At 69.5% G+C, this 11,162-nt stretch carries 13 protein-coding genes and 1 riboswitch; of the genes, 10 read left to right on the forward strand and 3 right to left on the reverse strand.

The features are described 5' to 3' along the window. Positions 1 to 573, reverse strand: a 573-nt coding sequence (locus FUT87_RS03705) for an aldo/keto reductase (protein WP_255511645.1), incomplete at its 3' end; no start/stop codon positions are given. A gap of 190 nt (positions 574 to 763) precedes the next feature. Between FUT87_RS03705 and FUT87_RS30285 the strand changes: the two genes are divergently transcribed. Next, positions 764 to 1,705, forward strand: coding sequence for an AraC family transcriptional regulator (locus FUT87_RS30285; RefSeq protein ID WP_186830293.1), 942 nt, complete (start codon positions 764 to 766; stop codon positions 1,703 to 1,705). A gap of 8 nt (positions 1,706 to 1,713) precedes the next feature. Next, complete coding sequence (locus FUT87_RS03715; RefSeq protein ID WP_147240130.1) at positions 1,714 to 2,733, forward strand: AraC family transcriptional regulator; 1,020 nt, start codon at positions 1,714 to 1,716, stop codon at positions 2,731 to 2,733. A 41-nt stretch (positions 2,734 to 2,774) separates the two neighbouring features. Here the strand turns inward: FUT87_RS03715 and FUT87_RS03720 are convergent, their stop codons facing one another. Continuing rightward, complete coding sequence (locus FUT87_RS03720; protein ID WP_147239761.1) at positions 2,775 to 3,614, reverse strand: SDR family NAD(P)-dependent oxidoreductase; 840 nt, start codon at positions 3,612 to 3,614, stop codon at positions 2,775 to 2,777. An 871-nt stretch (positions 3,615 to 4,485) separates the two neighbouring features. On the opposite strand from FUT87_RS03720, the gene infA reads away from it, so the two are divergent. From infA to FUT87_RS03735, 3 genes are all read left to right on the forward strand, one after another. Further along, complete coding sequence (infA, locus tag FUT87_RS03725) at positions 4,486 to 4,743, forward strand: translation initiation factor IF-1 (protein ID WP_091727775.1); 258 nt, start codon at positions 4,486 to 4,488, stop codon at positions 4,741 to 4,743. Positions 4,744 to 4,786: 43 nt separating this feature from the next. Continuing rightward, complete coding sequence (locus FUT87_RS03730; protein ID WP_091727779.1) at positions 4,787 to 4,993, forward strand: oxidoreductase-like domain-containing protein; 207 nt, start codon at positions 4,787 to 4,789, stop codon at positions 4,991 to 4,993. Positions 4,994 to 5,235: 242 nt separating this feature from the next. After that, positions 5,236 to 5,727, forward strand: a complete 492-nt coding sequence (locus FUT87_RS03735; RefSeq protein ID WP_091727782.1) for a hypothetical protein — start codon at positions 5,236 to 5,238, stop codon at positions 5,725 to 5,727. On the opposite strand, the gene FUT87_RS03740 is transcribed toward FUT87_RS03735, so the two are convergent. Next, positions 5,655 to 6,446: an HAD family hydrolase gene (locus FUT87_RS03740; protein ID WP_147239762.1), complete on the reverse strand. Its 792-nt coding sequence runs from the start codon at positions 6,444 to 6,446 to the stop codon at positions 5,655 to 5,657. The genes FUT87_RS03735 and FUT87_RS03740 overlap by 73 nt on opposite strands. A 72-nt stretch (positions 6,447 to 6,518) precedes the next feature. Next, positions 6,519 to 6,617, forward strand: a riboswitch (S-adenosyl-L-homocysteine riboswitch). A gap of 102 nt (positions 6,618 to 6,719) precedes the next feature. On the opposite strand from FUT87_RS03740, the gene ahcY reads away from it, so the two are divergent. The 5 genes from ahcY to FUT87_RS03765 all read left to right on the forward strand — a co-directional run. Beyond that, the gene (ahcY, locus tag FUT87_RS03745; RefSeq protein WP_147239763.1) at positions 6,720 to 8,153 is read left to right on the forward strand and encodes an adenosylhomocysteinase; all 1,434 of its coding nucleotides are present in this window, start codon (positions 6,720 to 6,722) and stop codon (positions 8,151 to 8,153) included. 33 nt (positions 8,154 to 8,186) lie between these two features. Beyond that, positions 8,187 to 8,918 carry a TlyA family RNA methyltransferase gene (locus FUT87_RS03750; protein ID WP_091727797.1) on the forward strand — a complete coding sequence of 244 codons (732 nt, stop codon included), beginning with the start codon at positions 8,187 to 8,189 and terminating at the stop codon, positions 8,916 to 8,918. Then, positions 8,915 to 9,754, forward strand: a complete 840-nt coding sequence (metF, locus tag FUT87_RS03755) for a methylenetetrahydrofolate reductase [NAD(P)H] (RefSeq protein WP_091727800.1) — start codon at positions 8,915 to 8,917, stop codon at positions 9,752 to 9,754. Before FUT87_RS03750 ends, metF begins: the two co-directional genes overlap by 4 nt. A gap of 128 nt (positions 9,755 to 9,882) precedes the next feature. After that, the gene (locus tag FUT87_RS03760; RefSeq protein ID WP_404935337.1) at positions 9,883 to 10,524 is read left to right on the forward strand and encodes an OmpW/AlkL family protein; all 642 of its coding nucleotides are present in this window, start codon (positions 9,883 to 9,885) and stop codon (positions 10,522 to 10,524) included. A gap of 237 nt (positions 10,525 to 10,761) precedes the next feature. Beyond that, positions 10,762 to 11,162 (forward strand): proprotein convertase P-domain-containing protein (locus FUT87_RS03765; protein ID WP_186830344.1); only part of this gene is annotated, 401 nt, incomplete at its 3' end.

Below are 11,162 nucleotides of genomic sequence, written 5' to 3' on the forward strand. Positions count from 1 at the left end.
GTACTCCGACTGCACCGCCGCGATCGGATGCACGCGATGGGCGCGGCGGATGGTCTCGGCCGAGGCCTCCGACAGCCCGAGATGGCGCACCTTGCCGGCGCGCACCAGCTCGGCCATCGCGCCGACGGTCTCCTCGATCGGCACCGACCGGTCGACGCGGTGCAGGTAGTACAGGTCGATGTGGTTGACGCCCAGTCGGCGCAGGCTGGCGTCGCAGGACGCGTGGACATGCGAGGGCTTGCCGTTGACGCCGGCCGACAGCCCGTCGGCATTGCGGACGATGCCGAACTTGGTCGCCAGCACGACCTCGCGCCGGCGGTTGGCCAGCAGGCCCGACAGCAGGCGCTCGTTGGCGCCGTTGCCGTAGATGTCGGAGGTGTCGAGGAAATTCATCCCGAGGTCCAGCGCCCGGTGCAGGACGGCCATCGAGGTGGCCTCGTCGGCGGGGCCGTAGAAATCGGACATCCCCATGCAGCCGAGTCCGAGCGCGGAGACCTCCGGCCCGTGGGCGCCGAGCCGGCGGCGCGGCAACTGCGGCAGGTTGTTGATCGGTTCCCTGGACATGATGGTCATGGTGCTGCTCCTTCGAAGACAAGGTCTGCGCGGCGGCCGGCATGACCGCCGCGATGCCTGTCAGCTTAGGAATCCGCCCCCACCCGGGACCAGCGCAAAGCTCGCCCGTCCTTGCCCAATCCTCCGGAACCCGCTTCCCCACGCGCGCGGGCGCTGGCGGCGCGCGCGACGGCCTTGCACAATCCGCCGCATGGTCGCACCCACTCCGATTCCTCTCGCCGACGGCTTCCCCGACGCGCTGCAGGCACTGCGCGCGCAGATGGTGGATCTGACGCTCCGGCATGTCGATGGCGACGGCACGTCCGCCACGGCGATCCCCTGCCTGCAGCTGATCAAGGCCAGCTGCAGCACCCCCAAGACCGCGCCGGCGCTCTACGAGCCCGGCCTGGCGATCGTGCTGCAGGGCCGCAAGAAGGTGGAGCTCGGCACCGAGACGCTGTATTACGACCCGCTGCATTTCCTGCTGGTCTCGATGCCGATGCTGCCCAAGGGCGGCGTGATCGAGGCGACGCCGGACAAGCCCTACCTGTGCGTGCGCATCGGCTGCGACACCGCGACGCTGGCGGAGCTGATGCTGGAGGTCGGCCCGGCCGGCACCGATGCGCCGCCGGGGGCGCAGTCGGGGCTGAACGTCGCACCGGTGTCCGAGTCGCTGCTGGGCGCGGCGCTGCGGCTGATGCAGCTGCTGGACTCGCCGCAGGACCAGCGCGTGCTGGGACCGCTGTTGCAGCGGGAGATCTTCTACCGGGTGTTGACCGGCCCGCTCGGACCGCGCCTGCGCGCGCTGGCGCAGCAGGACAGCGCCACGCGCCGCCTGTCCCGCGCGCTCGACGAACTGAACCGCCGCTTCAGCGAGGCGATCAGCATCGACGAGCTGGCCGCCGTGGCGCACATGAGCGCCTCGACGCTGCACCAGCGCTTCAAGCAGCTGACCAGCATGTCGCCGATGCAGTACCAGAAGCAGCTGCGGCTGCAGCATGCGCGGCGGCTGATGCTGGGCAGCGGGCTGGATGCGGCGGCCGCGGCGCACCAGGTCGGCTACGAAAGCGCCTCGCAGTTCAGCCGCGAATATCGGCGCCTCTTCGGCACGCCGCCGCGGACCGACATCGAGCAACTGCTGCGCGCGGGATGAGCGGGGCCATGGACACGACCTTCACTCACACCGACACCGACGCGGCGATGGCCGCGCCCGATGCGATCGCCGAGCTCGGCGCGATGCTGCGCCGCCATGCGCCGCGCGAGGGCCTATGGCCGACGGTGCTGCCGCGGGTCTGGGCGATCCGGCTGGACGCGCCGGGCGGCGAAATGGCGCATGCGGTGCAGCCGGCCTCGCTGTGCGTGATCGCACAGGGCGCCAAGGAAGTCCACCTGGGCGACGAGCGCTACGTCTACGACGCGGCGCGCTTCATGGTCTTCACCACCGACCTGCCGGTCAGCGGCCGCGTCATCAACGCCACGCCGGAGCGGCCCTACCTCTGCCTGCGCCTGGACTTCGATCCGGAGGAGGTCGCCGAGCTGGTCGCGCGCAGCGGCCCGCCGCGCGGCCCGGCGTCGCCACCGCCAGGGGCGCTCTCCCGTCCGTCCCCGGCGCCGGCCGCGGCGACCGCCCGCGGCGCCGAGGACACGGGCCGCGGCCTCTTCGTCAGCGCGGTGACCCCCGACATGCTCGACGCGGCCGGGCGGCTGGTACGGCTGCTGGACCATCCCGAGGACCATGCCGCGCTGGCGCCGATGGCGATGCGCGAGCTCGTCTACCGCGTGCTGCGCAGCGAGCAGGGCGAGCGGCTGGCACAGGTCGCGCGCGCCGACAGCCAGACGCAGCGCGTGCACCGCGCCATCCGCTGGCTGAAGGCGAATTACGCCCAGCCGCTGCGCATCGAGGCGCTCGCCAGAGAGGCGCACATGAGCGCGTCCTCGCTGCACCACCACTTCCGCGCGCTGACCTCGATGAGCCCGCTGCAGTACCAGAAGCAGTTGCGGCTGCAGGAAGCGCGCCGGCTGCTGATCGCGGAGGGACTGGAGGTCGCGCGCGCCGGCCACGCGGTCGGCTACGAGAGCCCGTCCCAGTTCAGCCGCGAGTACAGCCGGCTCTACGGCAGCCCGCCCTCGCGCGACGCCGCCAGGCGCCGGGACACGCCGCCCGCGCGGGCGCTGGCCTGAGCGCCCGGCGGCGGCCGTCGGCGGCCGTCGGCGGTCGTCGGTCAAGCGTCGTCGCGGTCCAGCGAGGCCGACAGCGCGGCATGCGCCTCGACCTCGGCGAGACGCTGGCCGAAGGTCTCGCGCGCCATGCCCAGCGCATCGGAGCCCGCCACGAAATGCAGCGGCGGCGTCGGCATCGCGGCCAACTCGACGAAGGCCCGGCCCAGCTTGGCCGGATCCCCCGGCTGCCGGTGGTTGTAGGCCTCGTAGGTGGACAGCGGCGGCCGCGGCAGCGCGGCGTAGTCCGCGATCGTCCGGGTGCCGTAGCGCACCGAGCTGGCGTCCAGGAAGTCGGTCCGGAAGAAGCCGGGCTCAACCACCGTCACCCGGATGTTGAAGCCGGCCAGCTCCGGCGCCAGCGAGGCGCTGAAGCCATCGACGGCGAACTTCGTCGCGCAGTAGACCGCCGCGCCATCGAAGCCGCGGAAACCGCCGACCGAGGCGATGTTGATCACGTGACCGTCGCGCTGCCGGCGCATGACCGGCAGCACCGCCCGGGTGACGTGCATCAGGCCGAAGACGTTGGTGGCGAACTGGCGCTCGATGTCGTCGGCGCCGATGGCCTCGAACAGGCCCAGCTGGCCATACCCCGCGTTGTTGACCAGCACGTCGATGCGACCGAAGCGCGCGACGGCCTGCTCGACCGCGTGGACCGCGTCGGCCTCGCGGCTGACGTCCAGCGGCAGGCACAGCACGGCGTCGGCGTGCGCCGCATAGGCGTCCTGGAGCGCCGCGACATCGCGGCCGGTGGCGACGACGCGATCGCCGGCGACCAGCGCCGCCTTGGCGATCTCCAGCCCGAAGCCGCGGTTGGCGCCGGTGATGAACCAGATCTTGCTCATGGGATTCCGTCCTTGGAGGGATGACAGGGTGGAGGGATTTCCCCTCGACGGGGGCGCTTGCCGGCGGACCTCGCGAGGGATGGATTCATCGTAGGCAGCGGCCCCCGGGGCCGCATGCCCGTTCCGGCGGACCGCTTGCACGATCCGCCGCGACCGGCAGGCGGTGCTCGTCGCGCTCGTCGGGCTTGCGCCGCCCGCCAACCGCCGGCCCTTCCGCACGATCCCCGCGTCCTGACTGCAAGCGACGCTGCGCAATTCGCGCGCTTGCGCTACAATCCGCAGCTTGATTCGCACAAGACCACCCTCTTCAGGTCTTCTTCTGCAGCCCCTCCGGTCCCTCTCACGGACCTTTCTGCGAGCGGCTCGCACCAGCATCAACCCCCGGTTCGTGCGCTTGCGCGTTTCTGGCTTCGGCCGGTTCGATCGTCCTTGGGCGAACGGCTGCTGGAGCACCTCTTCGTGTCCCGCCCCGGCTTCGCGCCATCGAAACAGGGAAAGGGCACATTCCCAAACCGCGCCAAGACGGTTGCTTATTGCGATTGCCTGTCAAGGCGCACACCTCATGAAAACTATGCGAACCAAAAGCATTGAGGTGGGGCGATTCCTTGTCTCACCGATGACCAAACCCCATGCCGACGGCGGATTCGCCGCGGCCGTCTCGATCCGATCGGGACGCGGCATGGCCAGCATCGATCGCGTCATGCGATTCGTGCCGACCTTCGAGACCCGCCGCGCCGCGTTGCGCTACGCGGAGACCGAAGGCACGGCCTGGGCGCGCTGCCATTGACGGCGCGCCCGTGATTCCCGAGGCGAAGGCCCGCGGCAGACCGCGGCCGGCGCCCTTATCGATTTCAAGAAAGGAGCCTCCCGTATGGCCAAGGAAGAACTGATTGAAATGCAGGGTGTCGTCAACGAAATCCTGCCGGACTCGCGCTTTCGCGTGACGCTGGAGAACGGCCACCAGGTCATCGCCTACACGGGCGGCAAGATGCGCAAGCATCACATCCGCATCCTGGCTGGCGACGCCGTCTCCTTGGAGATGTCGCCCTACGACCTGACCAAGGGCCGGATCACCTTCCGTCACCTGCAGCGCTCGGCCCACTCGGGACCGCCGCCGGTCCGTCGCTGAGCGTGCGCCGCGGGGGCCGAAGCCCTCGCGGAGCCTCCCGGTCATGACCACCGCCCTGCCCGACCCCGCCGCGGCGCCGGCCTCGCTCGAGGCCGACGACCCGATGCCCCAGCCGCCCGTGCAGCCGGACATCGACGCCTGCTGCGGCAACGGCTGCGACCCGTGCATCTTCGACCTGCACGACCTGGCGATGGACCGCTACCGGCAAGCGATGCGCGCCTGGAAGGCCCGCCACCCCGAGGCCGGCTGACGCCTCACCCCCACCCGGAAGGGCCGCCTCGCGCGGCCCTTCGCTTTTTCCGGCGGCCCCGTCCACGTTCGGGGGTCTCGCCTCCCTCCGACGAGGCCCCCCTCAGGTCGAGGGGCGTTTGCGTTTCGTGACGTTTTTGGGGACATCCTCGGGCTTCAGAACCCCCGCGCGCCCGCCGACATCCAGGACAGGCGCCGCGCTTGCCGCGCGGGCGCATCGATCTCCCCCGATCGGAGGCCCCGATGTTCATGACTGGCCAGAACCGTTTCCATGTCGCGCGTTCCGACGCCCAGGCCAACCTGCGCTTCGCGCTGGCGCGGCTGAGCACCGACTGGCGCCACCTCGACCCGTTCGGACTGGAGGTGCTGCTGCGCCACCTGCTGATGGCGGAGCACCGCTGCATGCCGCATCCCAGCGTGCTGCGCGAGCGCCCGACCAACCGCTGGCTGCTGCCGCGGCTGCGGCGCCGGCGCATCGAGGTGGCGGAGCGGCTCGTGGCCGTCGGCGGACGCGTCAGCCATGCGAGCCTGGCGCGGGTGCTGCCGCGCGGGCATGACTGGCCGGGAGTGTCGGCGCTGGTCGGGCGGCATGCCTGGGATCCGGTCGAAGGGCGCCAGCCCCGGCCGCGCGTCCCGGCCGTCGAGGACGCGCCGACCCGCCCTCAGCCGGCCGCGGCCAGCAAGGCGCGGGCCACTTCCGCGAAACCGTCGCCGCGCTCGCTGGCGGTGACGTAGGCCGGCGGGTGATCCAGCATCGGCAGGAAACGCGCGATGTTGGCCACCCCCACCGACAGGGGCACCCGCTCGAACATCAGCTGGTCATTCGTCGAGTCGCCGACATAGACCCACTCCCGCGGATCGAACGCTCGCCCGGTCAGCCGCTTCACCGCCCACTGGGCGGCGGTCCACTTGCTGTGTTCCCCGATCCAGCCGTTGACGTGGATCGAGCTCACCGTCGCCACCAGCCCATGGGCGCGCATCAGGTCGCAGACGGCGGCGATCGCGTCGTCGTCCAGCCGCGTGAATTCGCTGTGGTCGACCGCGATGTCGGTCAGCCGCCCCGCGCTGTCGCGCGCCAGCTGGGCGCCCGGCACCGTCGCCACGATCGCCCCCGCGCAGGCCTGCAGACGCGCGAAGTTCTCCCGTCGCGTCGCGTCGTCCTGGGCGAACTCGGTGACCAGCGCGTCGTTCTCCCGGTGCAGCAGCACCCCGCCGTTCTCCGCCACGATCCCCCGCAGGGGCCGGTCCAACGCGAAGGGCGCGCTCCAGCCCGCGGGCCGGCCGGTGATCGCGATGACCGGGACGCCGGCGCCCTGCAGCCGATGCAGGGCCGCCAGCGCGGCGGGGGCGATGTCGCCCTCGGCCGTCAGGGTGTCGTCGATGTCGGTCAGCACCCCGCGCAGGGGGAGCCAGGCCGCGCGGGGACAGTCGCTGAGCGGGGGGATCGTTCGCATAAGGGGCGATTGTGGCCCCGACCGTGACGCTGTCATCAAGCCGTCGAACGGAACATGTCTACAATCGCGCCCTGTTCCGAGGAGCGTTGCGACCTCCCATCCCATCGAGGCCAGGCTCGGAACCGCCGCGCGGCGACGTGCCCGCGGCCATGGCAACCGCGCTCACCCGTCGACCCTTCGCAGGCCGGGTGAGGACCGAGCGGCAAGTGCCCTCCCCACTTCTCCCCATGTCCTGATCGCTGGCGTCGACGGCCCTTCCTCGCAGGAGTCCGCATGAACGCCCAACTGAAGCCGCTGGCCCAAGACCAGTACCTGATCAAAGACCTGTCGCTGGCCGACTGGGGCCGCAAGGAGATCAAGATCGCCGAGAGCGAGATGCCCGCGCTGATGGCGATCCGTGAGGAATACGCCGCGGCCCAGCCGCTCAAGGGCGCGCGCATCACCGGCTCGCTGCACATGACGATCCAGACCGCCGTGCTGGTCGAGACGCTGCAGGCGCTGGGCGCCGAAGTCCGCTGGGCCTCGTGCAACATCTTCTCGACGCAGGACCACGCCGCCGCCGCGCTGGTCGCCGTCGGCACCCCCGTCTTCGCCTACAAGGGCGAGACGCTGGAAGACTACTGGGACTACACCCACCGCATCTTCGAGTTCGGCGCCAAGGGCGAAGCGGGCGAAGGCCCCAACATGATCCTGGACGACGGCGGCGACGCGACGCTGCTGATGCACCTGGGCCAGAAGGCCGAGAAGGACCTGTCGGTCCTGGCCAATCCGGGTAGCGAGGAAGAGCGCATCCTGTTCGCCGCGATCAGGAAGAAGATCGCCGAAGACGCGACCTGGTACACCCGCAAGAGCGCCGAGATCATCGGCGTGACCGAGGAAACGACCACCGGCGTGCATCGCCTGAAGGAGATGTCGGCCAAGGGCACGCTGCTGTTCCGCGCGATCAACGTCAACGACTCGGTCACCAAGAGCAAGTTCGACAACCTCTACGGCTGCCGCGAGTCGCTGGTGGACGGCATCAAGCGCGCCACCGACGTCATGGTCGCCGGCAAGATCGCCGTGATCGCCGGCTACGGCGACGTGGGCAAGGGCTCGGCGCAGGCGATGCGCGCGCTGTCGGCCCAGGTCTGGGTCACCGAGATCGATCCGATCTGCGCGCTGCAGGCCGCGATGGAGGGCTTCCGCGTCGTGACGATGGAATACGCCGCCGACAAGGCCGACATCTTCGTGACCACGACCGGCAACAAGAACGTGATCCGCCACGAGCACATGGCTGCGATGAAGCACAACGCGATCGTCTGCAACATCGGTCACTTCGACAACGAGATCGACGTCGCCTCGCTCGAGCAGTACGAGTGGGAAGAGATCAAGCCGCAGGTGGACCACGTGATCTTCCCGGACGGCAAGCGCATCATCCTGCTGGCCAAGGGCCGCCTCGTGAACCTGGGCTGCGGCACCGGCCACCCGAGCTACGTGATGTCCTCGAGCTTCGCCAACCAGACCATCGCGCAGATCGAGCTGTTCGCGCACAAGGACGCTTATGCCGTGGGCCAGGTCTACGTGCTGCCCAAGCACCTGGACGAGCACGTCGCGCGCCTGCAGCTCAAGACGCTGAACGCGCAGCTGAGCGAGCTGACCGACGAGCAGGCCGCCTACATCGGCGTCAGCAAGGCCGGTCCCTACAAGCCCGACACCTACCGCTATTGATCGACTGACCGTCGACTGAACCGAGACCCGACCATGCGTGCTGATCAGCGGCTTCTTTCCCTTGGCCTGGCGCCCACGCGCTCGGCTGCCCAGCGGCTGATCGACGCACGCGCGGTCGAGTGGGAAGGCCCCAAGGGCTGGACCGTCGTGCGCAAGTGCGGCGAGGACCTGCCCGAGACCACCCCCATGCGCGTGACGAACGATGCCGAACTGCGTTACGTCTCGCGCGGCGGGCTCAAGCTCGAGGGTGCGCTGGCCAAGGTCGGCGTGTCGGTGGCCGGTTTCTCGGCCCTGGACATGGGCCAGAGCGCGGGCGGGTTCACCGACGTGCTGCTCAAGGCCGGCGCGGCGCACGTGACCGGCATCGACGTCGGCCACGGCCAGCTGCACGAGACCTTGAAGGCCGACCCGCGCGTGACGGCCCTCGAAGGCATGCACGTGAAGGACTATGTGCCCGCCGAGCCTTTCGACCTCGTCGTGGGCGACCTGAGCTTCATCTCGATGATCGGCACGATCAAGCACGTGGCCGGCTGGCTCAAGCCGCAAGGCCAGGCGCTGCTGCTGATCAAGCCGCAGTTCGAGCTCGGCCCCAAGGCCTTGAACAAGAACGGCATCGTCAAGGACAAGTCGCAGTACGCCGTGGTCAAGGAACAGGCCGTGGCCGCCGCCGAGAAGCGCGACCTCGTCGTCAAGGGCTGGTTCGAAAGCCCCGTCACCGGTGGCGACGGCAACACCGAATTCTTCATCTGGATCCAACAACCATGACGACGCCGGTCAGCATCGAATTCTTCCCGCCCAACACGCCCGTCGGCACCGAGAAGCTCAAGACCGTCGTGCAGGAACTGCGCGCGGTGAATCCGCAGTACTTCAGCGTCACCTACGGCGCCGGCGGCTCCACGCGCGAGAAGACGCTGTCGACCGTCGCCGACATCGCGTCGCAGGGCTTCGACGCCGCGCCGCACCTGTCCTGCGTCGGCTCCACGCGCGAGAACATCGCCGAGATCCTGGCGACCTACCGCGCGCAGGACATCCGCCGCGTCGTCGCGCTGCGCGGCGACCTGCCCAGCGGCACGGCCACGGCGGGCGAGTTCCGCTACGCCGCCGAGCTGGTGCGCTTCATCCGCGAGACGCAGGGCGAGGACTGGGACATCGAGGTCGCGGCCTATCCCGAGTACCACCCGCAGCAGCGCTACGCGGCGCGCGACCTGCAGTTCTTCGCCGACAAGGTGCGCGCCGGCGCCAGCGGCGCGATCACGCAGTTCTTCTACAACCCCGATGCCTACTTCCACTTCGTCGAGGCCTCCCGCGCCCTGGGCGTGGAGGTGCCGATCGTGCCGGGCGTCATGCCGATCAACAACTACGCGCGCATCGCGCAGTTCGCGCAGCGCGACGGCATCGAGATCCCGCGCTGGGTCGCGCTGAAGATGGAGGGCTACATGGATGACGCCGCCTCCGTGCGCGCCTTCGGCCTGGACGTCGTCACGCGACTGTGCGAGCGCCTGATCGCCGGCGGCGTGCCGGGGCTGCACTTCTACACGCTCAACCAGAGCGCGCTGACGCTGGAGTTGTGCAAACGCCTCGGTCTCGCCGCCCAAGCTTGACCCCGCGCAAGCGGTCCGCGCCGCCGCGGGCGGTCTTCATGCCGCGCCGCCGTTCCTTGTGAACGGTCAAGGCCAGCGGCCCGGGGCCCACGTTCAATGCCGGTCACCCATTGACCAGGAGTGAACGTATGTCCCGCATCCCCACCCGATCCCGCTTGTCCCTCGGCGCCGCGGCGCTCATGGCGCTCACGGCGCTGATGACGACCACCGCGCTGCCCGCGCATGCGCAGGGCAGCCCCTGGGTGATCCGCGCCCGCGCGGTGAACATCGACCCGGCGGACAAGGACCGGACCGGGCTCGGCCTGTCGCTGAGCCGCAAGACGATTCCCGAAGTCGACATCAGCTACTTCATCACGCCGAACCTGGCGACCGAGCTGATCCTGACCGTGCCGCAACGGCACACGCTGCGCAGCAACGGCGTGCGCATCGGGACCGTGAAGCACCTGCCGCCGACGCTGACGCTGCAGTACCACTTCAACCCGGACGGGCAGTTCCGCCCCTACCTTGGCGCCGGCCTCAACTACACGCGCTTCTCCAGCGCCCGCTTCGAGCCGGCCGTGCAGGCGGCGCTGGCGCCCAGCATCGAGAAGCAGAGCGTCGGCCTGGCCCTGCAGGTCGGTTTCGACGTGATGCTGGATCCGAGGTGGTCGATCAACCTCGACATCAAGAAGCTCAAGATGGACACCGAGGTGCGCTCCAAGGGCGCGTCGGTCGGCAAGTTCAAGATCGATCCGCTGCTGATCGGCGTCGGCGTGGGCTATCGGTTCTGAGTCCCAGAAATCCGTTTCATCCCCTCGGCCCTCGCATCAGCTGAGGGGACGGCGCAAGCAGCCAACGTCGGGATTCTTGACAGTTCGTTAAAACCGCACGCGCGGAGCGCCGGGAATTGTTCACGGAAACAGCGCCAAGTGCCTATGCCAGAAGGGATTCGAACGCCATCCCTAATTCATTGGCATGAACACTGCTTACATGGAGTCACAAGCCACCTTTTTTGTGACCCTGACTCCATGAACTTCAAGCGTCTGCTGGCCGTCTGCGCCGCCTCCCTGACCACCGCCTTCACCGCCCAAGCCGCGGTCGTGACCGCCTCCAGCACCACGCCGACCGCCATCTGCGACCGCTGCGTCGTGACCTCCACGCTGAACGTCGACACCCGCGGCACGCTGAGCGACGTCAACGTCTCGATCGTCGACCTGCGCCACACCTATGACGCCGACCTGGCGATCTGGCTGATCGCGCCGACCGGCACCACCGTCCAGCTGTTCAACCGCCGCGGCGGATCGGCCGACAACTTCTTCAACACCGTCTTCGACGATGCGGCGACCACCGCCGTCGCCAATGGCGCCGCGCCGTTCACCGGCAGCTTCCGCGCGGAAGAACTGCTGTCGGCCTTCAACGGCCAGGACGC

This window comes from Mitsuaria sp. TWR114 (genome assembly GCF_007997345.1).

Excerpts from the sequence above, each read along its gene's own strand:
- FUT87_RS30285 (WP_186830293.1), top strand. The coding sequence starts at position 764 with ATGGTCGCACCCACTCCGATTCCTCTCGCCGACGGCTTCCCCGACGCG.
- FUT87_RS03715 (WP_147240130.1), top strand. The coding sequence starts at position 1,714 with ATGGACACGACCTTCACTCACACCGACACCGACGCGGCGATGGCCGCG.
- FUT87_RS03720 (WP_147239761.1), bottom strand. The coding sequence starts at position 3,614 with ATGAGCAAGATCTGGTTCATCACCGGCGCCAACCGCGGCTTCGGGCTG.
- infA (WP_091727775.1), top strand. The coding sequence starts at position 4,486 with ATGGCCAAGGAAGAACTGATTGAAATGCAGGGTGTCGTCAACGAAATC.
- FUT87_RS03730 (WP_091727779.1), top strand. The coding sequence starts at position 4,787 with ATGACCACCGCCCTGCCCGACCCCGCCGCGGCGCCGGCCTCGCTCGAG.
- FUT87_RS03735 (WP_091727782.1), top strand. The coding sequence starts at position 5,236 with ATGTTCATGACTGGCCAGAACCGTTTCCATGTCGCGCGTTCCGACGCC.
- FUT87_RS03740 (WP_147239762.1), bottom strand. The coding sequence starts at position 6,446 with ATGCGAACGATCCCCCCGCTCAGCGACTGTCCCCGCGCGGCCTGGCTC.
- ahcY (WP_147239763.1), top strand. The coding sequence starts at position 6,720 with ATGAACGCCCAACTGAAGCCGCTGGCCCAAGACCAGTACCTGATCAAA.
- FUT87_RS03750 (WP_091727797.1), top strand. The coding sequence starts at position 8,187 with ATGCGTGCTGATCAGCGGCTTCTTTCCCTTGGCCTGGCGCCCACGCGC.
- metF (WP_091727800.1), top strand. The coding sequence starts at position 8,915 with ATGACGACGCCGGTCAGCATCGAATTCTTCCCGCCCAACACGCCCGTC.
- FUT87_RS03760 (WP_404935337.1), top strand. The coding sequence starts at position 9,883 with ATGTCCCGCATCCCCACCCGATCCCGCTTGTCCCTCGGCGCCGCGGCG.